A 24,547-nucleotide genomic window follows, 5' to 3' on the forward strand; every position below is an offset into this window, starting at 1 on the left:
ACTGATGCTTGCTTCGAAATTCTTCTTCAATCCTTCCACAGCCTCGTTACTTGAGTTAGTCGGGTTCCTTGAAACTCCATTTTATAAATGTCCGGCTTCTTCGTCTCAATGAAGAAATCCCAGCCATAGTCTGGGTCAAAATAATTCATCATCAATGTCATGACGTTGCCATGTGTACCGATAACGATTTTCTTCCCCCGATGCTGTTCAAGCAATTCAAACATTACAGGAACAGCTCGCTGCTGACAAACCTTGCTCGATTCTCCCCCAGGCAAAGCATATTCCGGATCAGAGAACATATTCTGCACTTGTGTCATAAACTGCTCATCCCTGATCAAATAGCTATCATCAGCAAACTGCCTCTCCCTGAGATCTTCATAGGTCTCTATCGGCAAATTCAACTTCCCGGCCAGCCCCTCCACGGTGAGCATCGCTCTCGCATACGGGCTAGAGACGATCATATCGATACCTTCATCCTGCAGCAGCTCTGTCACCTGCCTGGACTTCAATTCTCCATCAGGACTCAGTCCTCTTATTCTCTCTTCACCAGCCGTATAAGGCGACTCCGCGTGCCGTACCATATAAATCGTCGTTAACATAGTTGCCTCCTTCCAGCTGATCGCTGTTCATCTGATATTCTATCTCATCCATAACATTCTAAGTTGTTCATCTTCCCAAGTTTCTAGCTCCAATAATTTGCTGAAAGGATCTCCATCTAGCTGCAGTAGATTGGCAAAGGTCGGTTCCGTCTTCAGCCCCTCACGCTTCAGAGCAATCACTTGTTGTCTAAAATCCTCTCCATACAAGCGAAGCAACCGATTCTCAATCACCATATGTCGATACCCGTTCTGTTCCATGACAGGCTTCTGCTGTGCAAATATTTCCACAGGCCAATGCTCCAGCCAGAAATTCACTTTAAGTCTCCATAAGCCGTCTACTTTCCGTCTCGTCAGAGTGTAACCCCGGTACTGCTGCAGATGAGCCCTGGCTAACTCTTCTAACGCATCGAAGGAAGCGATATCATTTACTTCGCAAATTAAATCCAAATCACTGTTCTCAACGTGAATCCCGATTGGAATGGTTCCAACCAGAATCGGACGATATAATTCGAGAAGATGCATAAGTCTGTACTTGACTAGCAAATGATAGACTTCACGTTGCGTTGCATTACCACGGAGGAGATACTTTAAATCTGTCCAGTTATGACTCAAATTGAAGATTTCCTTTCCTTAACTTATCTATAAGAGATCAACGCCTGTTTACTATTATCAAAAGTAAATACTAACTTGTTCCCATCATCTGATGTCTCCTTCATTTCTTCTAGGTACGAATCCGGAGCATAATTCCTTACAGTCTTTCTCCAAAAGGCCTGTGCTCTCTTGTTGCTGTCCGTTGGATTCGTCTGCAGTTCCCAAGTGCCGGAATGTAGATTAAAGACCTGTATGGCTGCCGCTTCAGCAACCCCCTGACCACGGAAGGAACGCAGGATGAAGAATTCATTTAAATAAAATTCAGTTCCATGTGGCGTATAAGGCGGTGTCGCTACAAGTGCAAATCCCGCTGGAATATCTTCTACAGTGACGAGATAGGGGATTAGAATAGCCGGCTTCTCCCACCAGATATCAAATACTTTATTCTGATCCTGTAGTGTCAACGTATCGTCCGTCTCAAAGACGCCATATTGGTTCGGTCTCCATCCCCAGACCTCAGATAGATCATGCAGATACAATGGATATAGATTATTAATTACAAATTTCGTAGTCTGATCGGTTAAGCTAATGGATACTTCCATGCTCTTATCGCCTCCGCTTCTGACCTTAGCTTTTATGATATGTGACTACAAGATGGAGAATAACTATAGTTATTCTTTACTGCTACCACTAGATTTCCTACCGATGTACAATAAATGGGACGAAGCTCCGAGAATATAAGGGTTCTCCGATTCATTCATGATCAATTCCATCAACTGAGTGAAGGCATCGTCCCCTTGCCTCTTCCAATAATCCCACTGCTCTTCCGTCATTCCCCCAGCGACACTGCTTGAACCGATAAGTTTGATCGTCTGGAAGCCTTGCGATTCCATGAAAGGGATAATTTCAGCGATATCAAAATAGTAGGCCCCAGTAAATCTACCTTCATCGTCATGGTTAAAGGCCCCAGATTTCATAAAGTCTGTTATCCCTTGAACGGTATGATTGGGCCTCCACCTTTCCGGATATTGCAAAGACGTGGACAGGAACCTCGTTCTAGACATAAATGCAACGAAGATAAGTCCATCTTGCTTGGTCACCCGGTACAATTCAGCAATTGCCCGGTTTCGATCATCTTGGGACTGTAAATGATACATCGGTCCTAACACCAATGCCGCGTCAAATTGCTCATCAGAGAGTCCACTTAAATGTCTCGCATCCATTACGTGAAAACCATCGAACTGCTTTTCTAGATTAAGCTCTATCGCTTTTTGCTCCGCTAGTTCCACTAGCCTCGGTGTCAAATCAGTCAAGGTAACCCGATAACCCTGCTCTGCTAACCACATCGAATACTTACCTGGACCTGCTCCGTTATCTAGAATACGACCAGATCGAGGGAGGTTCTTCTGCATGTGGTGTAGATGAATCAAGTATTCTAATGGCTCGCGATCGAGCCTTCCCCACTCGTCAAACTGATTATAGTATCGTTTCACCGAATCCATAATGCCCCCTCCTTATTGCTCAGTCACGTTCCACGGTTCCATAGGTGATCTTCATATTAAGCGCGTAGGTTAACCAGCTATTTACTCCGAATTTCTCGGATAATAATAATTCAGCGTTGTATTGACTTATCGCTTCTTCCTCTGTCAGACCCTTGGCCAACAAACGCTCAACGACTTCGGTTCGATTTCCAGGGATTTGTCCCAGCCCTTCTTCTATCAGAGATTGATAGAGTTTGTCTTTCGCCAGTGGTTCCATGTTCTGATCCAAAAAATTCACTTTGTCGCTCACCCTGCATTCAACATCGTGCAAGCCCATCTGACTTAGCATGATTGGAAGCTGAATTCCAATGTTTCCATCCTTACCATTAAGCCGAGCATCTTCTTCATATAACTGTTGCAGCAACCCCAAACGAATAATTCTCGATTGTTCAATCCCATCCATATAATAGTTCGACATATTCGCAATCCAGTGAGGTTCAAAACAAATGATTCGCCCATGATTCTGAACGCTGTCGATCATTTTCTGGAGGATTGCTTTCGAATCCGGCATATGTAATAGAAAAGCATGGCACATAGCAATATCATAATCTCTTGCTATGACCACTTCTTCGATATCAGCTTCGATAAATTCAGTCTCGAATTTCTGATGCTCAAATATTTCCCGAGCTGCTTGGATCAACTTGCTTCCTTTATCGATCCCTGTATATGTCGATCCTTCCGGTAAGAGCGGCAAGAGCTTTAGCCCTAAATAACCATACCCACAACCGAAGTCAATAATCTTCACCGGTCGATCGATCTTCCAGACGACTTTTACTAGAAATTCCAGATAATCATCGTTATAGTAGAGACAGCGAGTATTGCGCAAATAATCAACCTGGCGATCCCAATAATAGTCACTCATATACATCGGCTCCTATATTCATTATTGCTACTAAATTCACATATATTTGATATTGCGCTGATCATAGAAATGAGGGGGAGAACCATGAGAGATCGTATTGTTATCATTAGCGGTGCCAACTCCGGGATTGGCAGAGCAGCCGCCCTTAAGTTTGCTTCCACAGGGTTCCATGTAGTAATGGCCTGTCGTAATCTAAGTGCAAGTCGCAGCGTACAACAGGAGATTATCGAGAAGAGTGGAAACGATAAAGTAAGCTTGTTGGAACTGGATCTCGCTTCCTTTTCATCGATCCGCCATTTCTGCTTAGCTTTCCAACAAGCCTTTGACCAACTTGATGTATTAATCCATAATGCGGCATACCTTAAACACGGCGAAAAAATCTATCAACTTAGCCCCGATCACATTGAGCTTTCCTTTGCCACGAACTTATTTGGACCCTACTTAATGACAAAGCTATTAATGGATCCGCTTCGTAAATCATCGGATGCCCGGATCCTCCATGCCTGCAGCACGAACATCAAGCACTTCTTTGATCCCAAGCGAAAAATTGAGTTTGACAATCTTCAAGGTGAATTCAAAGATAACCGTCCTTATAGCACCTATAAAATGTATGGTGACTCAAAGATGGCATTATTTATTATGACGAAAAGATTGGCTGAGGAACTTAAACGCTATGACATCAAGGTCAATGCGCTGCAAATTCCCGCTACAAAAATATCCAAACGGACCATAGACAACTTATCCCCGATCTGGCGGACTCTCGCAGTACTCCAGAACCTATTTAATCCCTTACCAGATGAAGTAGCGGAGTGCTACTATCAAATTTGTACGGCGGAGAAATATGCGAATCTGTCCGGGCATCTCTTTAATAAGCAGGGTGAGATTATTCTGCCAGGTCAGACCAAGCCTGACCCCCTCACACAAGCCAAGCAAATATTCGGTTCAACTTATTATCCCGCTTATGCGGATGATCCTGATATCGCCCAACAAGTATGGGAGCTATGTACAAAATGGACCTAACGTTAGGATACAGGTGTCAACCTGAACCCAGCCATTAAGCAGATTTGAAGTTGAAGAATCGATCAGCCGACTATGCCAACAAATCTTCACGTAGATACTGGTTATTATTAAGGATGCTGCGTGCTCTTGATAATGTGTCTCTACCCTTTGCTAGCTCTGGAGCTATACGGGATAGCAGGACCCATCTCAAGCAAGCCAGTGCCTCGAAATGCTCGGATTCATCAGAAGTAAACGCCCTCTCATCCATAAATAAAGACTGATATGTCAAGCCGTTACGTTCACCTGCGTAAATCCGCATTAATAGTATCGACCAGGCAGCATCATATCGAGAGTCACCAAGCTGTACATTGGTCCAGTCAATAATGGAATACTTTCCATTCAGGTACAGAATATTCCCCAAATTATAATCCCCGTGAATGATGCAGTTCTGACGCATACTCACTTTAGGAGCAAGCTGCTCAAGCAAAAGCTTGATGTCCTCATATTTCTCAATCATCGGAAAGAAATAACGGACAAAATCATACTTAGGGAGAGAAAGCCCTTTCAATTCGGAAATGGGAAACCGATGTAACTCAGTCAGTTTCTGTACAAGGGTCGACAATATCGATTTATTCAGCTTATTGATAGGTTGCCCGTCATAAGGCGTTAGCAGGACCGAATTTCCCTCCTGATCCAGTCCATAACCCAGCGGCTGCGACACGGCTATCCCTTGAGCGGATAGAGCATGCAAGAGATTATACTGTAAGGCCACATCAGGCTTGGAATCTCGATTCCATACCTTAAGCACGGCATGATTGTCAGCAATGCTTATTTTTACGACTTCTGCCTCTAAGCCGGAAATCAGAGAAGTTAGTGTATAAGCACCGGGAGTCAATAGAGCACCTGCTACAGTGCCCCCCTCTAGCCAACGAATCTCATTTATCTGATCTATCACCACGCTCACATCCTTCTTCATCTGTACAGCTTGTAATGATGATAGGATTCACCATCGATTTCTATAGCTCCTACCTTCGTAAATCCGGACTTCTCGATAACTTTATTGGATGCAACATTTCGTAATAATGCGATGGCGTTAAGCTCGGATATGTTCGTGTGCTCAAACAAGAACTTAGTCAACCCATTCACAGCTTGCGTAGTGTATCCTTTATTGCGATGATTCCTTGAAATAGCATACATGACTTCTCGATTTGGAGCAGGCAGTTCCTCCTTCATTCCCGTACAGCACCAACCAATAAATTCGCCCGTCTCCTTTAAAATAATCCCCATTCTAAGACATAGTTCATTGATCTCACCATCTTCTACAGTCGCCTGTAGAAACCGCTTATTCTCAGGAATTTCATAATTCATCATCCAATCAAGTCGCTGTTCTCGCGAAGCCCTCCAGTCCGGTAGATATTCATATATTTCCGGCTGCTGGGTCAAATTGACCAGACTATCAAGATCCTGAAGTCTATACTCGATCAGTAGGACATCCTCACACTCAATCGTAAATTCTTGATCAACAGTACCCTTTTTTATATCGTTCATTTTACTCTCCCCTTGGTTCTTCAATCTTCCGACAAATATATAACGCGCATCCTCCTATAGTTGAGCAGATTCCGCCGTACATTCGATCAACCAGCAATCTCTTAATTGCCCTTCATGCAGCTCATGCTCCTTGAGCAGCTTCTTCTTGACGAATCCGCACTGTTCATAACAAGCGAGAGCCCTTGCGTTCCAGGCTTGCGGGTCCATGACCACTTTGGCCGCTTTACGCTGATGGATTAAGTAGTCCCGCATCGAGCTGACCAGCTTCTTACCGATGCCTCTATTCCAATAACCCGGGTCACCAATAAATTGATCCGTTCCATAGATGATACCGTCTGCATCGGTATACCCATATTCTAGTCTGGAATCCTCCTCGAGCGGGTAGAATTGGATGTAGCCGATCGCTTGGCCTTCATATTCAACAATACATCGCGTCTCGTCATCCTCCAGATAGAAATGCTCCCTGACCATTTCAAGATCATGTGGTCGGTCACGTCCCTCATAGTATTGAAGTACTTCCGGATTAGACAGCCAATCTGCAAGAAGCTGCTGATCCGCCTCTGCAATAGAGCGGACCGTGATTTTATCATTTCTATAGATCATTTCTAATCCCCCAGTTGTTTCTTAAGGTCTAGCATTTCGCATACGTATCATAGAAAAATCTGTAACTGTAGAAGCAAGAATAGCATCCTTCAAAGGATGAAGAACCGGAGTGAAACGTAGTTCGATATCATAAGACAAGAGCCGATCCAGCATATCTTGGATGGGTTCAATGTGAAGCGGCCGTACCGTCTCTCTGGAGACATAGTATCCGGCGTTGTCATCCATCAGCTCAAACCCATTATCTGCAAAGCAGTATTTGTATATCCGAACCTGCTTCATGCGCTCCAGCCAGCCGCTCTCCACAGCAATGATCGTATTTGCCGCCGTTTGTGAGAAAAATCTCGCTCGGTCAGCCTCGCTGACTCTTGAAGAATTTGAATATATAATGCGAGGACATTCCCTGGGAAAAAGGTAATTTATCAAATGCTTCTCGTCTATCGCCCAAACGACCGGCGGCAAATCCGGCCAAGCCTCGGTTTTCCTTGGAACAAACACTTCTATATTACTCTCTTCACTGATATGATAAAGCAAATTATCGCGCTCCCTGCTTAAAATCTGGATTGAAGTCGATTGATATTGATCACTGAGACATTGCTTGGCATTCATAATTGGGAGCCGCCTCAGAATTTGTCATTACATTGCTCTTTCAGAGACTAGCCACGTTTTGGCCTCTTCTGGATCCAAATAGAATGAAATAATCACCTTGAGCTTTGCTTTCCTAATTCCCCTCTTAAGCCTCCAACGATAAAAACCCGATAATCCTACAACGGATAATTTATCGATATGATGGTTTAAATTTATGATATTTTGGATAAATGCGTTACAGACACTCGGAGTAAATGAGGTTTTATCAAAATCAACCCATATTTTCAGCCGCCTCTTTACCTGAACGATAAACTCCTCTTCTTTCTGCATTAATTGCAACAGCGCCTGCTCGTCCTTGTATTTGTTCCCATATTTGAGACAGTGAATCTCTCCCCCTTTATAGTAATAGGGAAACGTCGAGCCACCCGGAGATTTCATCATTATCACTCCTTCTCTTAGAACGATCACTTGCAACTCACCTTTATGATCTAATACCTTGTAGTATCAACTCATGATCCTTCGATAAAATACATTGGAACCGTTCAACGCCAGGGTACTTTTCTCCCAAGCTATGGATTTCGAACCCAATCTTACTGTAGAATCCTATGGTATCTTGATCCGTCTCAGCGATTATTTTAGCTGGATTATAGCTGTGCATATATTCATAAATTAACTTTGTACCTAATCCGAGCCGTCGATATTGGGGGTTAATTGCAATATGCTTCAGCTCCACCGCTTCTTCTGAGTATGAAACTATACCTATTAACCCAACGAGCCGATGATGAATAACTTCACCGTAAAGCCCCCTACTGTCATCCGTTAAATAGCTATCCAGTTCACGAGTTATCCGTACGTCATCAGGCCACATACATTCAGCCAACAATGACTTCAACTCCGTCAAATCATAATATGTTTTTAAATTTATCAATCCGTTCACCTACGCTTACTTCAACTCGATCTCATAAGGGTCTGACTTGATGCTAACCCTACTGTTTTCCCCACTGCCTGTGATGTGGAACTCAGCCTGAGCCACAATTGTATAAATGCCGGGCCGCTCAAGCACTATTTCATTTAATTTCGTGCTGACATGTCCACCTCCATCATAGCTGTACTTGCTGTTCGGCTCCAGGAGAACTCCAATTCCAATGTCACTTATCGTGTATGTTCCTCGTTCGTTCGGTACTTCAACTCCATCAGAGTTATAGACCACATACGTGAACATCGCTGCTCCATGCAGAATCTCTACCTTTTTATCACTGTTATTGCATAGCAAGCCTTCAATCTCAAACGGTTCATTAACTTGTATATCCGATGGAATAATCATTTCAACGCTAAATATAGATTCATCCTTATCCGGATTACTCTGTTGTACATAGAGAGAAGCCGTTAAATCCTCAGAATTACCAGAACTTGCAGGTAAGGTCTCTCCACTTCCACAACCCGAGAGAACCACTCCTGCAACTATTAGTATAAGTAATAAGCGGAGAGTGTTCTTCCTCATCTTCCCCCCCTCCTTAAGCTAGAGATTTCTTCTATTCTTCTCAGCAATATAAATGTCTAGAGCCTTGATTCCACGATGCGCCAGCTTAATGAACAGGATAAGGCAATAAACACCTAACACCGCGATCAAAATATAAAGCACGAAGATAAAAACCGAGAGGCCTCCAAAAAGCGATACAGAAGTATCCATCACAATAACCCTCTTTCAATTAAATATTGTCGTCACTTCATTTGATTTTCAATATTGTACCATATTTTCCTGTATACCTCTGCGTATTCTGTAGATCCATAATTGCTAAAACAGTTCTAAGGAAACACAGTATCGCTACTGTGACGAAAATAAGCTCAAAATAAATCTAACGAAACTGGGTATCGCTATTTGATATAAAATAACGTAAACTGTTCATTTTACACACACTCTCTACCCGATGCAGCTAGGTTCCAATTCAAGCATGTACACAAAAAAAGAACGCACCACTTCTTCAGCGATGCGTTCCTACTATAATTTTCATTCGTACTGCTTCTAGTTCATATATACGGCCTTGCCCGTACGTGCCGATTCGTAAATTGCTTCAAGAATCTCCGAGACAACGCAGGCCTGTTCCGGCGTAACGACCGGCTCAAGATCCTGATCGATCGCTTCAATCCACTTTCTCATTTCAACGTCGGAGGCATTCTCGGCTTGGCCGTCATAGAAAGCTACCCCGCCGGAGCCAAGCTCAATCTCGTTGGTGTACAGACGGCTAAATTTCTCACCGTTAATGCGCAGTCCGCCCTTCATATCCGCACCGGCTTCCGTTCCGCTGAGGCTGCATTTTGCCTCATCCACTTCAAGCGAATTGAGCGCCCAGCTGGATTCGAGCATCACCGTAGCGCCGTTCTCCATCACGATCATACCAAATGCCGAATCCTCAACCGTAAATTTCTCAGGGTCCCAAGGTCCCCAAGCATTTGCCGCATTCTCGCGTTTAGCAAGTTCATGATACTTCGTACCGAGAACGACCTTTGGCTTGTAATTGTCCATCATCCACAGCGTCAAATCGAGCGCATGGGTGCCGATATCGATCAGTGGGCCTCCGCCCTGCTTCTCTTCGTCCAAGAATACACCCCAAGTTGGTACTGCTCTTCTGCGAATCGCGTGTGCCTTGGCAAAATAAATATCCCCAAGCTCCCCTTCCTCGCACAGCTTCTTCATATACCAGCTGTCTGCCCGGAAGCGGTTGTTGTAGCCAATCGTCAGCTTCTTCCCGCTGCGCTTCGCTGCTTCAACCATTCTTCTTGCATCGGCAGCTGTCTTCGCCATCGGCTTCTCGCACATGACATGATGACCGCTCTCCAAAGCTGCGATGGAAATATCAGCATGGGCGTCATTTGGGGTCAGAACATGGACGATATCAAGCTGCTCTTCTGCAAGCATCTCTTTATAATCCGCATAGACCTTCGCTTCCGGTGTTCCAAATTTGGCCGCGGCTTCCTCCGCCCGCTCAGGAATAATGTCACAGAATGCGACCATTTCCACATTCTCCAGCTTGCTCAGGCTTGGCATATGCTTGCCGTTGGCAATTCCGCCACAACCTACGATTCCGATCCGGTATACTTTACTCATATATAATCACCCTATTCTTAGTTAATAGCTTGCTTCCACTTGCGATAAGCTGCAGGAGTCATGCCGAAGCGTCTGCGGAATACAGAATGCAGATAGGTCGCATTCGAGAAGCCCTCGGTCTGAGCGACCTGCTCTATCGGCATGCTGCTCTCCTCCAGTCTGCGGCAGACAGCTTGCAGTCTAATGTCTTCAACTATTTTACTAAATGGCCGATTCTCATCCATGCTTCTGAACACCCTCTGCAATTGCCGAGCACTAATATTCAGCTTCTCGGCCACGTTGTCCAGGGTCAAATTGTTTGCATAATTCGCTTCAATATACTGAACAGCGTAATGATAGCGATGCTCCAGCATGTCGCGGATCGGCGCCTCGGCACCGGTATCGCCCGAGTCCCAAGCCCGGGCTGACTTAAGTAGAATGCTGATAACAGACTGCTTAATCGATGTGTAGAAGCCCCGATACTTCATATCCGCCGCCTCATAGGCCTCAAGGAAGCAGTGCATCGCATGATGGGTATCCTGCGTCGGCTTGAGCGGAAAATGCCGAAGCTTCTCGATGCATTCTTCCGCTTCGGCCGCCTCCCATGGGTCCACATCACTCTTAAATCTAGGGACGATATCGACATGGAGGCATAATTCATCCATCGCCTCTTCGGGCGACGCCTCCTGATAGTGCATCACGCCGGGCCCCGTTAAATAGAACATGCCCTCAGCCAAGGAGTAAGGGGTATCCTCAAGAATAACTGCACCCTTGCCCCTTGGGATGAAGTGGAATTCGAACTCAGCGTGGTTGTGAAAATCAATAAACCGCCCGGCATCAAACGACGTTAAATGAAATCGTAGAACACGAATTTCATAATGCCCCCAAGAGACGATGATCTCCAATCTCTCCATCATGTCCTTCTTCTCGAACATGACTTCATACGGAAATGAATTCACTAGCCTGGGCTCCATCTTCTACTCGCCTAGCTGCGCGGGCTGCACTACACGGCCTTCCTTAGCCGAGCGATTCGCCGCCTCCATTAATCTGGTCAACTCCAAAGCCATGCTGATATTCTCATCAGCCTGGGTACCGTTCTGAATATGCTGCACCCACTGCTCAAATGCGCTCTCGCGATTGCTTCCGGTTGACCGCTCATGCCAAGCTTCTCCAAGCTGAGCACGGTTACTTCTGATCCGTAGCGTCTCATCCGGCGTTCCATACATCAGTGTTCCTTCCGTCCCATGAACCTCGATCGAGAATGGAGAATGGCTGTTTACAAACCCCGCCTCAACGACACCGATCGCTCCCGATGCTGTGTACAGGCTAACGACGGCGTTATCTTCAACCTCTTTGCCTGTAATATAGCCGAAGTTCGCGCTTACGCCAGTAATCTCCTGGTCCAGGAATAGACGCGTCAAATACATCGGGTGACAGCCCAGATCGATTAACGCCCCGCCAGCACATTGCTGTAAATTATAGAAATGCTCCGGCAACCAGCCGGCAATAGCACCGTTATGAGATAGACGAACACGCACATAAGTGATCTGACCTAACAAGCCCTGCTTTAAAATATCCTGAATAGCCAGCGTATAACCATCATTCAAGCGAGGTAGTGATACCGTCAGTTTCACTTCATTACGCTCGATCTCTTTTAAAATTTGCTCCGCTTCCCGAACTGTCGGAGCCAGCACCTTCTCAGTGAAAATATGCTTACCTGCATTTGCAGCAGCAGTGATTACCTCTTCATGTGTATCGGTTGGAGCATCTACAATAACTGCATCGATTTCCGGGTTGGATAGCATCTCATCAAGCTTCGCATAATAGGGAACACCTAGTTGTTCAGCCGCCTCCCGGCCGCGCGCCTCATTGTCGTCCCAAACTGCTGTGATCTCTGTGTCTGTGTGCTCCTGGGCTTGGCGTGTGTAATCCCAAGCGTGAACATGCCAGTAACTAACCTTGCCTATTCGAATTGTCATCTATTCTAGCCTCCCAAGTATATATAATTTCCTGACATCTAGTTATTAAGTTACCACAATAAATCGTTGTTTTTTAGTCAAAGTATACGACAATTATATATAATATTACGACAAAGTTATACTACTATTCTAATATCACTATACTGTATAAAAAAACAGATCAGGTGGGACTCATCCACCTAATCTGTTAGCTAAACTCGCTTCAAGAGGTTGTTCAAAAAGTCTACTTTTGATAAGAAAACCGATCGAAGTTATTCAAGGATGAGCGACCGCGATCCAATGGTAGGTTTTCTTGCGATAAAGAATTTCATCAGCTACGCTGATAACGAATAAATTCTATATCTAACACGAAGTGAATCAGGAAGCAAATTCGACATCGAATCTTGAATTCAGCCGGGCTTTCCGGTGCTCACGTACCCAAAACGTACGCTCTGCTCCTCATGCCCTAGCTTCATTCAACCTTCTCGGTGCTGAAAACTGGCCTTTTTGAACACGCACTTCTTTCTATGCTATTTTATCTACCCTTAAGGCTTTTTACTTCATGAGATTAATAACCTGTCTTCCCACGGCTTGGCCAGCGAGGACGGTCGTCAATGCCTCTGATACCCGTTCGAGCGGAAGCTCAGTGACCCCTTCAGCGAGAGCCATCTCCGGCCTCCACTCACCAGCTAGCTGCTGCCACAATTTTGAGCGCAGCGGCATCGGACATAACACCGAATCGATGCCAAGCAGATTCACTCCGCGCAGGATGAACGGAAATACCGTAGTGTCAATTTTATTGCCTCCAGTTAAGCCGGAGATAGCAACCAATCCGCCGTATTTGATCTTCTTCAGTACTTCACCTGTCACCGCCCCCCCCACAGGATCAACGACAGCAGCCCATTGCTCCTTGGACAGCGGCCCTTTCCCGCCAGCCATGGCTTCCTCGCGGCTAATGATCTCAGCGGCACCAAGCGCACGCAATTTCTCACTGGCCTGCACCTTTCCTGTGACGGCGATAACATGGTAACCAAGCTTGCCTAAAATGGATACCGCCATGCTTCCAACGCCACCAGAAGAACCAAGAACTACAACCGGACCGAAGTCAGGCGAGAGTCCGTTCGCAATCAGTCGCTCTACTGATAAGGCCGCTGTAAAGCCAGCCGTCCCAATGGCCATCGTCTCCATAGGCGTCAGCCCTTCAGGTACCTTCACCAGCCAATCCCCAGGTACACGGGCGATATCCGCCAGTCCTCCGTCCTGGCTTACGCCAAGTCCGTAACCGGTGCATAGCACGAGATCCCCTGGCTGATAACGACTGTCGCTCGACTCCAACACTTCACCAGCCAGATCGATTCCCGGAGTGATCGGGTAGCTTCGTACTATTTTTCCATCCGGAATGCTGGCAAGTCCATCCTTATAATTGACACTCGAATAGTGAACCCGGATCGTTACGTCCCCGTCAGGAAGGTCCGCGATCTGGATCGTCTCTATCCCCGTCCGAAATCCCTGTTCGTCCTGATTAACCCGAAAAGCTCTATATGCTTGCTCCATCCTATTCTCCTCCTTAGATCAATCTTGGAAAAGTTAATTTATCAGCTATAATCATTTATTACTATCTTACAACAATTAAAGCTGAAGACTGAAATATACCAGCTCATTGTGGCATATTTCAATCTCCAGCTCCATGCTTTACTTCATATTGTTACGGAATAATTCCCGTTATTACAGGAGAGGATTCTCGTGCTTCGCCTTCAGAATCTGCCAGCGACGATCCACTTCCTGTTCGAATCCAGTTAACGCTTCGGCATTTTCAGGTTTAAGCAGATGACGTGTCTTGCCCATCGTCTTCAGCCAATCTGTAAGCGGAACCCGTTTGTTCTTTTCCTCTGGATTATAAGTAATCGTTGTCTGTCCATGCTCGACCTCATACAACGGGAAGAAGCAGGAATTTACCGCTGCATCCACGATGTTCGTGCCTTCATCATCTGGAGATATCCAGTTCAATGGACACGCGATCAGAATCTTGCCATAGACGAGTCCTTCATTTTGTGCATACCACTGTGCTTTGGCAGCCTTCTTCACCAGATCCTGCGGATACGCTTCGCTACCGGTAAATACATAAGGGATATTCGTCGCCGCCATAATTTGCGCCGTATCTTTATGATGGAATACTTTACCCTTCTGCACCGAACCGATATTCGAAGTCGAAGTACGATGTCCGAGCGGTGTGGAGTAGGAGAGCTGGGCACCTGTGTTCATATAACCCTCATTATCATATTCGACAATGATCATGCGATGTCCGCGCAATGCTGCGCCAATCGCCGGTCCCATACCGATGTCCATCCCGCCGTCGCCAGTAACCATAACGAAGGTGAAGTCATCCTGTAGCCCTAATTCATCTAGTTCTCCTCTACGCTTGCGCTCCCAGAACATCTCAACTACGCCAGACAGCGTTGCGGCTCCGTTCTGGAACAGATTGTGGATGTAGGTTGCCTTATGTGATGAATACGGGTAACCCGTCGTAACGACCATCGCGCAACCTGTATGGAACAACGCTACGATATCGCCCTCAATCCCCTTGAAGAACAACTCCAGACCAGAGAAAATACCGCAGCCTGGACAAGCGCCATGCCCAGGGGCAATCCGCTTCGGCTTCTTCGTCAAGGCCCGCAGCGGAGGAATCCGTACGCCGAGCTTGCCGGTCTCTTCATTCATTTTCACCTGAATTAGACCGGTCTTGAGGTCCTCGAACTTCATCGGCTTCAGTACAGGCTGAGGTACTTTGGTCTTATCCCCAGGGGTATGTCCGTAGTAATCAAATGGTACTACCACTTTATTCTTCTCAGCTGCTTCAATTGCCAGTTCGAACAAGTTATGTCCGTCTTCAGCATAGAACTCTTTACCGCCAAGGCCGTAAATACGACTGATCACTTTCGTTGAGTGATTGCCGTAAGTAAACAGAGCCGCCTTGATCTCATTCACCATATTACCACCATGGGCACCAAAGGAATCAGCGCGGTCGCCCACTGTGATCGCTTTGACATTTTTGAGGGCTTCAGCAATTTGCTTCTGTGGGAATGGACGGATCATATTGGGTGCAATTGAGCCGGCCTTAATGCCTTGCGCGCGCAGTTCATCAACGACGTCCTTAATGATCTCAGAAGCCGAGTTCATGAGGAATACTGCAACCTCAGCATCCTCCATCCGGTACATATCAAGCATTTGATATTCGCGGCCCGTAAGCTCCCCGTATTCGCTAGCAATTCGCTCAAATACTTTCTCAGCGTTATACATCGCTTCGGATTGCTGATATTTATTATTGATATAGTCCGGTTCATTCATATATGGTCCAACCGTAATCGGATGGTTGCGATCCAGGGTATCTGGGAAGCCTGCCGGTGGACGCTCGCCCACAAACTTCAGAACATCCTCATTATGCGCGAATGTGCGAACACGACGCTTCTGGTGAGATGTAAAATAACCGTCCGAAGCGACCAGAACAGGTAATCTGACCTCTGGATCCTCAGCAAGCTTAAGCGCCAGAATATTCATATCATAGACAGCCTGCGGATCGCGGCACATCAGAATCGGCCAGCCTGTATTCAAGGCAAAATACAAATCCGAATGGTCGCCATGAATATCGAGCGGGCCGGATATAGAACGGCAGACCAAGTTCATGACCATCGGGAAGCGGGTGCCGGATTGCACGTTCATCTGCTCCAGCATATACATATAACCGTTCGCACTCGTGGCATTAAAGACACGACCGCCTGCTGTGGAAGCACCATAGCAAATCCCGGCCGAGCTATGCTCACCGTCAGATGGAATCAGCTTGATATCATGCTGACCGTTCGCCTTCATCAAATCTAGAAATTGAGCTACTTCCGTCGATGGAGAGATTGGAAAATACCCCATGATATGATAATTAATCTGATGGGCGGCATACGCTGCCATCTCATTACCGGATTCATATACGATCCGTTCTTCCACCTTGGCTAATCTTTGTTCCTTCTCCATATTGATTGCCATCAATGTTACCGCCTTTCTATTTCAGATTTATTGAATGGCCAGGTCGAATAAATGCGGAACGCGATGCTCCTCTGCATAGCCTTCTTCTTCACGAGCTTTGGAGAGCGCGTCTGTTGGACAAGCATGAATACATTTCAGGCAGCCTTTGCAATATTGATAATCGATGCCCTTCAGGAACATCTGTGGTCTGCCCTTCTTATCCGGAAGCTCTTCCCAGACGAAGCAATTATCAGGACATACATTGTCGCACTGGGCACAATGAATACAAGAAGCAGCCTCGAAATGCGGCATCATTCCCGAACGAGAAATACTCAAGTCTTTCAAAATGCTATTGCCCGGATTTGAGATAATACCGCCGATAGGTTGTGTCTCGTATCCAAGCACCGGCGTGTCCATCCGTACAAATTCCGGCATGCTTGCTCCTTCTGGAAGATCGAATGTCTCGAACGTTACTTCCTGATAGCCGCGTTCAAAGGTAGCCAAAGCCGGAGCAACCGTCTGCGGGTACTTCTTCTCCAGCGACTTGCGGATAACATCCTTCATCGTCTGCGGATCAAGGAACGGACAGAGTCTGAACATAGCCCCCAACATAGCCATATTTACGCGATTCTTCTCTTCGAGCGCGATGCCCGTAGCATCGACCACGGCGATCGTTCCGCCGATTAATTTCATTTTCTCTTTTAGATCTTTTGGAGTTTTCGTTGAATTAACAAGAACCGTGCTATCTTCATATATACCGCTAATTACATTTACGGTCTTGGCAAGCGCCTCCTGGAATATTCCAACAATATGCGGACGCTCTACCGGTGAGGTATCCCGGATCGGAGTATCCAGATCACAGAAGCGGATATGCGCCTTAACCGCCGAGCCCTTCTTCTCCGAACCATAGGACGAGAAGCTGACTCCGTTGAAGCCCGCTCCTTCCACGCCAGCCTCCGCCAGCATTTTGCCAGCTAGATTAGCGCCTAATCCCCCAATGGATTCCAGACGAATCTCAAAAAATCCAAGCTTATTCTTTTTTGGTAACTGTGCCACGTCATAGCTCCCTTCTTCGCAAATGCGAGATCATAACGACGTTAATCAGTAATAAATATCATAAAAAATAGACCCTACTTAATTTTTCAATCTATCACAGAAGCAGTGTGACGAATGTAACAAATGTCATATGGACAATCTCATTTTGACTGTTTTACTTGGATTGTCACAAAATTTAAGTATTGTCGAATTTCGTAGCAGCTTATATATAATAAAATCGATTTTTGCGCTTTCCCGAGAAATAATTCAATTGCACGCAAAAAAGACTGCTACAAGCGAACACTACGCCTAAAGCAGTCTTTGAATATAAATAAATTATTCCTCTATTATCTCATGTACACTAAGCCGTTCCTCAATCATTCTCTGCCGAAGCTCCCAAGCCTCCTGACTTAATCTAACACGGTAGATTTCCGGATTTAACTTGCGTAAGTATTCCGGCCAGAACATGTCGACCTGCTCTTTATGGTAGGCTTTAATCTCTTCCAGTGTAGGCAAGTCATAGACTAATTCCCCCTGCTCAAAAATCGGTTGAAGCATTGGGATCGCCTCATAGTTCTTCACAGACTTCTTAATATATGGATGCACGGGATCGAACAGTCGTAAATTACCGCCCGTCCGGGCCTGCTGTTCATGCGGGAAGCAGACGTAGTCGGCGATGCATTTGCAGCTCTCCTTGCTGACAATCCGCAGTATATCCTTCTTCCCTGGAGAAGTAACCTTCTCCGGATTGCCAGAGATCTTGATTGTTGGCTCCATTACGCCGTTATACTCGCGCTCCACCAGCTTATACACTCCGCCGAGCGCCGGCTGGTCTGCTGCCGTTATGAGCTGTGTTCCGACTCCCCAAGAATCGATTCTGGCACCCTGTGCCTTCAAGTTAAAGATCGTATTCTCGTCCAAGTCGTTGGAGGCTACGATCTTCACATAAGGGAGTCCAGCATCATCCAGCATCTTGCGGGCCTTAATAGACAGATAGGCAAGGTCGCCGCTGTCAATACGGATGCTGCCAAGACGTTTGCCAGCCTCCTCAAGCTTACGTGCCGTCTTGATTGCATTCGGCACACCGCTCTCTAGCGTATCGAACGTATCAACTAATAGCGATACTTGATCCGGCAGCGCTCTAGCATATATATCAAATGCCTCTTCCTCGGAATCGAAAATCTGTACCCAGGAATGCGCGTGCGTCCCTTTGGTCGGGATACCGAATACTTTGCCAGCCAGCAGGTTCGATGTTGCATCAAATCCCGAGATATACGTGGCTCTGGCTCCCCAGATCGCCGCATCAGCTTCCTGAGCACGGCGCGTTCCGAACTCCATCAAGATATCATTCTCAGCCACTCGCTTAATACGGGATGCCTTCGTTGCAATCAGCGTCTGGAAGTTCATGAAATTAAGCAACGCCGTCTCCACAAGCTGTGTCTCCATAATTGTGCCTTCCACGCGAATCAGCGGCTCATTCGGGAAGCATAGAGCCCCCTCTTTAAAGGAATAGATATTGCCGCTAAAGCGGAAGTTGCGCAGCAGTTCCAGGAACTCAGGCTGATAATTCTCCTCCTGCGTTGCCAAATAGCTGAGGTCCTCTTCCGTAAATTTCAAACTGGATATATAGTTCACAATCCGCTCCAACCCTGCAAACACCGCATATCCATTACCGAACGGCAACTTGCGGAAGTAAGCTTCGAATACGGTTTGCTTCAGATGGGTACCATTCAGCCAGTGTGCATAGATCATATTGATTTGATACTTATCCGTATGTAACGCCATATCTGTACAGTACATGGTCCTCGTCCTTTCTATCAATCCTGATGACAAAAAAAGGCAGCAGGTGAAACTCCCTCTGCCCTATTATAAATTAGGCTAAAAACCGATCTTTTTGAACACTCACTTTAGGTATAAATCGATAACTGAGGTGTAAAATCAGTAAACCGGTAGAGCTGGGCCGGACGCTGGGAATACTGGTTGGACAACATCGGCTTGCCGTCCTCATCACGAACCTCTTCCAGAATGCCCTGCCTGCTCCGCGTGGAGGTGATTTTACGAATAAAATTAAGCTCTGCAAAATCTGGTACAACCGTCTGAATCACCTGATATAGCTCACCCAGCGTAAAATGTGGTGGCAGAAACTGCTTGGCAATTGTCGTATGCAGCATTTGCTGCTGTATTCTTAAATAGGCATCCTGCAATATTTCACGATGGTCAAAAGCCAGCTGCAGCTCATCAAGCGCCTCGCGCACCGGGAACAGACCCACTTCCTGGGCATCATCCGCAGCTTGCCGCTTCTCGATCACCCATTCCTCAACCAATGCGAAGAAAGCGTGCGAAATAATCCACCCACGCGGGTCGCGGCCTGGCTTGCTGTATACGCCGAGATATTCCAAGTGATGTCCGTCAACTCCGGTCTCTTCCTTCAGTTCTCTTCTTGCCGTCTCGTACAACGATTCATCTTCCTGGCAAAATCCCCCTGGCAAAGCCCATGCCCCCGCAAACGGCCAGCTTCTTCTGCGAATCAGCATGACCTTCAGATCAAACCTTGGCAAAGATTTGGTCGAGGCCTTTCTCTCCTGACGGGTCAAAGTAAACATCACGATATCCGCCGGAATTCCATCCGGTGTGCGATATTTCTTAACCTCCATCACGCCCTTGGCCCTCTCTTGCTCTTGTTCTTTACTCATCACGATTCACCATCACCACATCAGTCATAATGATAACGCCCTTAGAGGTAGTTCAAAAAGTCCGTTTTGATCACGAAGTAACACTGAGAGCTTATTCGACATCGAATCTTGAATTCAGCCGGGCCTTCCGGTGCTCACGTACCCACTACGTACGCTCTGCTCCTCAGGCCCTAGCTTCATCCAACCTTCTCGGTGCTGAAAACCGGACTTTTTGAACCTTTACTTAAATATATTATTATATAACATTCTACCCTAAGGACGAAAAATGCAATAAAAGAAAATACGGTTTCTTTGTTAATATCGTTAATAAATAATGGGATTAGCCATGTGCTTGTCTGTCATAACCTGCATTTATCTTCGCTCATTCGCGAGGCAAACGGAATGTTCCAGTAGCTACGCAGCATAGTTCATCATTACTGTCACGAACTTCTGCACGGCAGGTCATGGTACGAAAAGTCTCGTGCACAGGATAAGCATAGGTTCTGATGGCTCCCGCTTTAGCTGCATGCAGAAAATTAACATTCAGATGCGTCGTTACCCCAAGGCGTCCCTTAATTGCGCCTACCAGGGTTCCCATCGCTTGATCCATCAGCGACGACAGAACTCCTCCATGCACGATACCAACATAATTCAAATGCTTCTCTTGAATCTCAAGCTCCAGCTCCACACATTCCTTATCAATCTGATTGAATTTCATGCCCAAATTGCCTGAGAAGCTCATTTGCTCCTTCAGCATAATTTCTGACCAATCCATGAACCGCAACCTCCTTATTTTCTATGTATTTTTCTCTTCAAGGCGCCGATTCAGCAATCAATAAAAAGGTGCGGAAGCACACTTCCGCACCGACTTATTACGTCATTAATCTCCATAGCCGGAAGTCGTTGCCGGCTCTCCGCTTCCCGTCTCTACATTTACCTTCTGTGACACAGTGTCGCTTATTACCGAAATGACAAGCTGCAGCAAATAGTTGATATCACTTTGGCTTTGCTGAAAATCAGTAACGAGTGGAATATTGTCTAATTCATCCTGCAATGCTGAAATTTCAGCTTCGATCTTATCCACCATTGCTTTGTTCTGAAAGCTCTCAAATGCAACAATTTCCTTCTGCTTCTTCTTAATGGCGCTAATTAAACTTTGCACCTTATCATGCTTCTGAATTTGATGCTCGGCTTTCTTAAATTGCTGAACTTCCTCGCTAGTGCCGATCAAAGCGGCCAATTCTTTCGCTTTTGCCATAATATCTTCGCGAATAACCATATCTCGGGAATCAAACTTCGGAATCCCACAATCGGTCTGCTGTTGATGTTGCTGCGTCAAGGTTTTCCCTCCTCATCATATGCTATCGGTTAGTAGAGTTCTAATTCGTTCAGGTGGTTTCTATCGTCTAATTAAGACACGGAAGTAACGCTCTCCGGTAAGATATTCCCCTTAATGTACCAGGTCATCGGCTCTGTGATTTCTACCATGACGAATTTGCCGATCAAATCGGTGCTTCCTTCAAAATGAACGAGCTTGTTCGTTCTTGTGCGGCCGGAGAGAATATTCGAATTTCGCTTGCTTTCCCCTTCGACCAACACTTCAACAATTTCACCACGAAGCGCATCATTAAACTTGCGACTGTATTCATTGATCGCAGCATTCAACCGCTGCAGTCGCTGCTTCTTCACTTCCATCGGTACATTATCTTCCATGACCGCAGCCGGTGTACCTTCCCGCGGCGAATATATAAATGTAAATGCCGAGTCAAAGCCGACTTCACGAACTAAAGACAGCGTCTCTTCGAACTGCTCATCCGTCTCTCCTGGGAAGCCAACGATGATGTCCGTTGTCAGCACTACATTGGGTATTGCGGCCCTAATCTTCGCAGCAAGTTCCAAATAGCTCTCGCGCGTATATTTACGGCTCATCTTCTTCAGCACAGCACTGCTGCCCGACTGCACTGGAAGATGAATATGCTCTACGAGATTGCCGCCCTTCGCCAATACTTCAATCAGATGATCATCGAAATCGCGCGGATGCGAAGTCGTGAAGCGAATGCGCGGAATGTCGATCTTATGGATGTCATCCATTAAATCCCCGAATCTATAATCGATATCGGTAAAATCCTTGCCGTAAGCATTCACGTTCTGACCCAGCAGCGTAATCTCCTTGAATCCCTGCCGTGCCAGTTCTCTTACTTCGGCAATGACATCCTCTGGCCTGCGACTCCGCTCCTTCCCACGTGTGAATGGAACAATGCAATATGTACAGAACTTGTCACAGCCGTACATAATGTTCACCCAAGCGCGCATGCCTTCACGTTTCTTTGGCAGGTTCTCGATGATGTCGCCTTCCTTGGACCAGACCTCGACCACCATCTCTTTACTGAACAGCGCTTCCTGAATCAAATAAGGCAGACGGTGAATATTATGCGTACCGAAGATCATATCTACAAAACCGTGCTTCTGCAGGATCCGGTTCACAACGCCCTCTTCCTGCGACATACAGCCACATACGCCGAGCAGTAAATCCGGTTTCTCCATCTTCAGCACTTTCATATGCCCAAGTTCACCGAATACTTTGTCTTCAGCGTTCTCACGGATCGCACAGGTATTGTACAGAATAATGTCCGCTTCCTTACGATCCTCCGTTGGCTGATAACCCATCTGCTCGAGAAGACCCTTGATCGTCTCACTGTCATGCTCGTTCATTTGGCAACCAAACGTATACACAATATAGTGCTTGCCGAGTCCAATATGCCGAAGCTCCTCCGGTACCATATTGTCATATAGCACTTTGATCTCTTCCTTACCACGCTGTTTCTCAATACGGCTGTTCGGTTCCGACAAGATTTGGATCTCTCGTCCGCGGATTCTGATCTTCTTCCCACGTTCGTCCTCCGAGATGACTTTAGCGTCCGAAAAATCAAAATACTTGGAGTAATCCTTGGTTTCTTTAGCCACGGTGTCGGCTCACTCCCTTTTACAATCTATGTGTGTACCCAAGAGGTTCAGCAACCTTATAAAAATGCATTACACTAAATTATAACATGATTTATAGTGCTTATCTACCTGGGTTCACGCGAAAGAGTCCATTTCCTCTGCCATTAACGCACCCACTTATTCAACAAAAAAAGAAACCTCGTTCAGATGAGAACGAGGTTTCTCTTTTTTACCTTAATGATTAGAAGCCTTTGTACTGTGGTTCTTCCTGTTCCAGCTGTTGTACGCGAGAATTCACTTGATCCACGATTTGCTGCGTTTGCTGAGCAGCATTAGTGAACAGTTGCTTGGCTTCCTGGTTTTGCGTACTGAGAGCAAATGTCTCAAAGCTAGCCTGAGCACTTTTTAGGGATGCAACGGTTGTCTTCACTTGGGACGCTACAGTCAATTTGTTCACCACCTTATCAGATTATCAATTGAACAAGCATTAATTTTGCCATATTTGCTCGGACTAATTCATTTTCCTCTTGCCATATATTGTGTTAGTAAAATAACGCAAGTTGCGCATAATTGGGATACAATGACTGTTCAAAAGTCAGATAAGTGAATGTCAAATTGTGCATGCATGCTGAAAGGAGCCTTCTCGCTATGCCCGTGTGGTTAGAAATTATCGTCAGGACTTTATCCGCCGCCTTCGTGCTCTTTCTTATGACCCGTATTCTCGGAAAAAGGCAGCTCTCACAATTAACCTTCTTTGAATATGTTACGGGAATAACAATCGGGGATTTAGCGGCTTTTCTATCCATAAATCACGATCAAGATTGGTACATTGCGCTTGTCGCTATTGTGACCTGGTTCTTCGTCTCCCTAGGAATCGAGTTTCTGCAAATGAAGAGCAAGAAATCGCGGGACGTGATCGACAGCAAAGGCACAGTTCTTATTAAAGATGGCAAAGTCTTAGAGGATAATCTGAAGAAAGAAAAGCTGACCAACGAGGAGCTCATGGAACAGCTTCGCAGGAAGAGCATCTTCAAGGTATCCCAGGTCGAATATGCCGTCATTGAACCGGATGGCCAGGTCAACGCCTTACTGAAGGATCAATATCAACCGATTACGCTAGCACAACTAGGTATTAAGATGCCAACCGAGGCCGAGCCGCAAACTGTTATTCTCGACGGCAAAATGATGGACGAACCTTTGGCAACGTCTGGATTCAGCCGACAATGGCTAAATACAGAGCTGGAGAAGCAAGGCGTATCCCTTGAAAATGTCTATCTTGGCCAGGTTGATGGTTATGGGCAGCTCTATGTCGACCTGTATGATGATAAAATCAAAATTCCGCAGCCGCAGGAAAAACCGTTGCTTCTCGCAACACTTAAGAAATGTCAAGCGGATCTTGAGATATTCGCCCTTTCGACAGAGAACGAGACGAACAAGCAAATATATACCACCTGCTCCGAGCAATTGCAGCACGTCATTGATGATACGAGACGAGTGTTGATACAACAATAAAGG

27 protein-coding genes are annotated in these 24,547 nt (G+C 46.1%); 2 read left to right on the forward strand and 25 right to left on the reverse strand.

Features of this window, described 5'->3' with window-relative positions:
- Positions 1-26: 26 nt before the first annotated feature.
- The 5 genes from EI981_RS17255 to EI981_RS17275 form a co-directional block, all read right to left on the reverse strand.
- The gene (locus tag EI981_RS17255) at positions 27-581 is read right to left on the reverse strand and encodes a histidine phosphatase family protein (protein ID WP_227011917.1); all 555 of its coding nucleotides are present in this window, start codon (positions 579-581) and stop codon (positions 27-29) included.
- A gap of 57 nt (positions 582-638) precedes the next feature.
- Positions 639-1,211 (reverse strand): DUF4269 domain-containing protein, encoded by a 573-nt coding sequence (locus EI981_RS17260; RefSeq protein ID WP_227011480.1) that lies wholly within the window; start codon positions 1,209-1,211, stop codon positions 639-641.
- A 23-nt stretch (positions 1,212-1,234) separates the two neighbouring features.
- Entirely contained in the window at positions 1,235-1,792 is a 558-nt protein-coding gene (locus EI981_RS17265) for a GNAT family N-acetyltransferase (protein WP_127000212.1), read from the reverse strand.
- Between the two features lie 69 nt (positions 1,793-1,861).
- Positions 1,862-2,692, reverse strand: a complete 831-nt coding sequence (locus tag EI981_RS17270; protein WP_127000214.1) for a class I SAM-dependent methyltransferase — start codon at positions 2,690-2,692, stop codon at positions 1,862-1,864.
- A 19-nt stretch (positions 2,693-2,711) separates the two neighbouring features.
- On the reverse strand, positions 2,712-3,593 hold the full coding sequence (locus tag EI981_RS17275) for a class I SAM-dependent methyltransferase (RefSeq protein ID WP_127000216.1): 882 nt from the start codon (positions 3,591-3,593) through the stop codon (positions 2,712-2,714).
- Between the two features lie 84 nt (positions 3,594-3,677).
- On the opposite strand from EI981_RS17275, the gene EI981_RS17280 reads away from it, so the two are divergent.
- On the forward strand, positions 3,678-4,613 hold the full coding sequence (locus EI981_RS17280) for an SDR family NAD(P)-dependent oxidoreductase (RefSeq protein ID WP_127000218.1): 936 nt from the start codon (positions 3,678-3,680) through the stop codon (positions 4,611-4,613).
- A gap of 70 nt (positions 4,614-4,683) precedes the next feature.
- Here the strand turns inward: EI981_RS17280 and EI981_RS17285 are convergent, their stop codons facing one another.
- The 20 genes from EI981_RS17285 to EI981_RS17375 all read right to left on the reverse strand — a co-directional run bounded on the left by EI981_RS17285 (position 4,684) and on the right by EI981_RS17375 (position 23,480).
- The gene (locus EI981_RS17285) at positions 4,684-5,547 is read right to left on the reverse strand and encodes an aminoglycoside phosphotransferase family protein (protein WP_227011481.1); all 864 of its coding nucleotides are present in this window, start codon (positions 5,545-5,547) and stop codon (positions 4,684-4,686) included.
- A gap of 17 nt (positions 5,548-5,564) precedes the next feature.
- The gene (locus tag EI981_RS17290) at positions 5,565-6,140 is read right to left on the reverse strand and encodes a GNAT family N-acetyltransferase (protein ID WP_127000222.1); all 576 of its coding nucleotides are present in this window, start codon (positions 6,138-6,140) and stop codon (positions 5,565-5,567) included.
- A gap of 54 nt (positions 6,141-6,194) precedes the next feature.
- Positions 6,195-6,743: a GNAT family N-acetyltransferase gene (locus EI981_RS17295; RefSeq protein ID WP_127000224.1), complete on the reverse strand. Its 549-nt coding sequence runs from the start codon at positions 6,741-6,743 to the stop codon at positions 6,195-6,197.
- Between the two features lie 21 nt (positions 6,744-6,764).
- On the reverse strand, positions 6,765-7,349 hold the full coding sequence (locus EI981_RS17300; RefSeq protein WP_227011482.1) for a DUF6886 family protein: 585 nt from the start codon (positions 7,347-7,349) through the stop codon (positions 6,765-6,767).
- A gap of 27 nt (positions 7,350-7,376) precedes the next feature.
- Positions 7,377-7,796: a hypothetical protein gene (locus EI981_RS17305; RefSeq protein WP_227011483.1), complete on the reverse strand. Its 420-nt coding sequence runs from the start codon at positions 7,794-7,796 to the stop codon at positions 7,377-7,379.
- A gap of 13 nt (positions 7,797-7,809) precedes the next feature.
- Positions 7,810-8,229: a GNAT family N-acetyltransferase gene (locus tag EI981_RS17310; protein WP_227011484.1), complete on the reverse strand. Its 420-nt coding sequence runs from the start codon at positions 8,227-8,229 to the stop codon at positions 7,810-7,812.
- A gap of 42 nt (positions 8,230-8,271) precedes the next feature.
- A complete protein-coding gene (locus EI981_RS17315) occupies positions 8,272-8,829 on the reverse strand; it encodes a hypothetical protein (RefSeq protein WP_127000228.1) in 558 nt (185 codons plus the stop codon).
- A gap of 18 nt (positions 8,830-8,847) precedes the next feature.
- On the reverse strand, positions 8,848-9,018 hold the full coding sequence (locus tag EI981_RS29275; RefSeq protein ID WP_193556385.1) for a hypothetical protein: 171 nt from the start codon (positions 9,016-9,018) through the stop codon (positions 8,848-8,850).
- A gap of 333 nt (positions 9,019-9,351) precedes the next feature.
- Positions 9,352-10,434: a Gfo/Idh/MocA family protein gene (locus EI981_RS17320; RefSeq protein WP_127000230.1), complete on the reverse strand. Its 1,083-nt coding sequence runs from the start codon at positions 10,432-10,434 to the stop codon at positions 9,352-9,354.
- A gap of 17 nt (positions 10,435-10,451) precedes the next feature.
- Positions 10,452-11,372, reverse strand: a complete 921-nt coding sequence (locus EI981_RS17325; RefSeq protein ID WP_227011485.1) for a helix-turn-helix domain-containing protein — start codon at positions 11,370-11,372, stop codon at positions 10,452-10,454.
- Positions 11,373-11,390: 18 nt separating this feature from the next.
- The gene (locus EI981_RS17330; protein WP_127000234.1) at positions 11,391-12,392 is read right to left on the reverse strand and encodes a Gfo/Idh/MocA family protein; all 1,002 of its coding nucleotides are present in this window, start codon (positions 12,390-12,392) and stop codon (positions 11,391-11,393) included.
- A gap of 534 nt (positions 12,393-12,926) precedes the next feature.
- Positions 12,927-13,925, reverse strand: coding sequence for an acrylyl-CoA reductase family protein (locus tag EI981_RS17335; RefSeq protein ID WP_127000236.1), 999 nt, complete (start codon positions 13,923-13,925; stop codon positions 12,927-12,929).
- A 171-nt stretch (positions 13,926-14,096) separates the two neighbouring features.
- On the reverse strand, positions 14,097-16,403 hold the full coding sequence (locus tag EI981_RS17340; protein WP_127000238.1) for a thiamine pyrophosphate-dependent enzyme: 2,307 nt from the start codon (positions 16,401-16,403) through the stop codon (positions 14,097-14,099).
- A gap of 27 nt (positions 16,404-16,430) precedes the next feature.
- Positions 16,431-17,438, reverse strand: a complete 1,008-nt coding sequence (locus EI981_RS17345; RefSeq protein ID WP_127000240.1) for a 2-oxoacid:acceptor oxidoreductase family protein — start codon at positions 17,436-17,438, stop codon at positions 16,431-16,433.
- Positions 17,439-17,753: 315 nt separating this feature from the next.
- Positions 17,754-19,217, reverse strand: a complete 1,464-nt coding sequence (locus EI981_RS17350) for a nicotinate phosphoribosyltransferase (RefSeq protein WP_127000242.1) — start codon at positions 19,215-19,217, stop codon at positions 17,754-17,756.
- A 107-nt stretch (positions 19,218-19,324) separates the two neighbouring features.
- Positions 19,325-20,110, reverse strand: a complete 786-nt coding sequence (locus EI981_RS17355) for an NUDIX domain-containing protein (protein WP_127000244.1) — start codon at positions 20,108-20,110, stop codon at positions 19,325-19,327.
- A 361-nt stretch (positions 20,111-20,471) separates the two neighbouring features.
- A complete protein-coding gene (locus EI981_RS17360) occupies positions 20,472-20,864 on the reverse strand; it encodes a PaaI family thioesterase (RefSeq protein ID WP_127000246.1) in 393 nt (130 codons plus the stop codon).
- 105 nt (positions 20,865-20,969) lie between these two features.
- On the reverse strand, positions 20,970-21,368 hold the full coding sequence (locus EI981_RS17365; protein WP_127004797.1) for a YlbF/YmcA family competence regulator: 399 nt from the start codon (positions 21,366-21,368) through the stop codon (positions 20,970-20,972).
- 131 nt (positions 21,369-21,499) lie between these two features.
- Positions 21,500-23,053: a tRNA (N6-isopentenyl adenosine(37)-C2)-methylthiotransferase MiaB gene (gene miaB, locus EI981_RS17370; protein ID WP_127000248.1), complete on the reverse strand. Its 1,554-nt coding sequence runs from the start codon at positions 23,051-23,053 to the stop codon at positions 21,500-21,502.
- A 220-nt stretch (positions 23,054-23,273) separates the two neighbouring features.
- A complete protein-coding gene (locus EI981_RS17375; protein ID WP_127000250.1) occupies positions 23,274-23,480 on the reverse strand; it encodes a DUF1657 domain-containing protein in 207 nt (68 codons plus the stop codon).
- Between the two features lie 200 nt (positions 23,481-23,680).
- On the opposite strand from EI981_RS17375, the gene EI981_RS17380 reads away from it, so the two are divergent.
- Positions 23,681-24,544 (forward strand): DUF421 domain-containing protein, encoded by an 864-nt coding sequence (locus EI981_RS17380; RefSeq protein WP_127000252.1) that lies wholly within the window; start codon positions 23,681-23,683, stop codon positions 24,542-24,544.
- Positions 24,545-24,547: the final 3 nt, after the last annotated feature.

Source organism: Paenibacillus lutimineralis (assembly GCF_003991425.1).
GTDB classification, from domain to species: Bacteria; Bacillota; Bacilli; order Paenibacillales; family Paenibacillaceae; genus Fontibacillus; species Fontibacillus lutimineralis.

Coding starts and splice junctions, on each gene's coding strand:
- EI981_RS17255 (WP_227011917.1), bottom strand. CDS start 581: ATGGTACGGCACGCGGAGTCGCCTTATACGGCTGGTGAAGAGAGAATA.
- EI981_RS17265 (WP_127000212.1), bottom strand. CDS start 1,792: ATGGAAGTATCCATTAGCTTAACCGATCAGACTACGAAATTTGTAATT.
- EI981_RS17270 (WP_127000214.1), bottom strand. CDS start 2,692: ATGGATTCGGTGAAACGATACTATAATCAGTTTGACGAGTGGGGAAGG.
- EI981_RS17275 (WP_127000216.1), bottom strand. CDS start 3,593: ATGAGTGACTATTATTGGGATCGCCAGGTTGATTATTTGCGCAATACT.
- EI981_RS17280 (WP_127000218.1), top strand. CDS start 3,678: ATGAGAGATCGTATTGTTATCATTAGCGGTGCCAACTCCGGGATTGGC.
- EI981_RS17290 (WP_127000222.1), bottom strand. CDS start 6,140: ATGAACGATATAAAAAAGGGTACTGTTGATCAAGAATTTACGATTGAG.
- EI981_RS17295 (WP_127000224.1), bottom strand. CDS start 6,743: ATGATCTATAGAAATGATAAAATCACGGTCCGCTCTATTGCAGAGGCG.
- EI981_RS17300 (WP_227011482.1), bottom strand. CDS start 7,349: ATGAATGCCAAGCAATGTCTCAGTGATCAATATCAATCGACTTCAATC.
- EI981_RS17315 (WP_127000228.1), bottom strand. CDS start 8,829: ATGAGGAAGAACACTCTCCGCTTATTACTTATACTAATAGTTGCAGGA.
- EI981_RS29275 (WP_193556385.1), bottom strand. CDS start 9,018: ATGGATACTTCTGTATCGCTTTTTGGAGGCCTCTCGGTTTTTATCTTC.
- EI981_RS17320 (WP_127000230.1), bottom strand. CDS start 10,434: ATGAGTAAAGTATACCGGATCGGAATCGTAGGTTGTGGCGGAATTGCC.
- EI981_RS17330 (WP_127000234.1), bottom strand. CDS start 12,392: ATGACAATTCGAATAGGCAAGGTTAGTTACTGGCATGTTCACGCTTGG.
- EI981_RS17335 (WP_127000236.1), bottom strand. CDS start 13,925: ATGGAGCAAGCATATAGAGCTTTTCGGGTTAATCAGGACGAACAGGGA.
- EI981_RS17340 (WP_127000238.1), bottom strand. CDS start 16,403: ATGGCAATCAATATGGAGAAGGAACAAAGATTAGCCAAGGTGGAAGAA.
- EI981_RS17350 (WP_127000242.1), bottom strand. CDS start 19,217: ATGTACTGTACAGATATGGCGTTACATACGGATAAGTATCAAATCAAT.
- EI981_RS17355 (WP_127000244.1), bottom strand. CDS start 20,110: ATGAGTAAAGAACAAGAGCAAGAGAGGGCCAAGGGCGTGATGGAGGTT.
- EI981_RS17360 (WP_127000246.1), bottom strand. CDS start 20,864: ATGGATTGGTCAGAAATTATGCTGAAGGAGCAAATGAGCTTCTCAGGC.
- EI981_RS17365 (WP_127004797.1), bottom strand. CDS start 21,368: ATGGTTATTCGCGAAGATATTATGGCAAAAGCGAAAGAATTGGCCGCT.
- EI981_RS17380 (WP_127000252.1), top strand. CDS start 23,681: ATGCCCGTGTGGTTAGAAATTATCGTCAGGACTTTATCCGCCGCCTTC.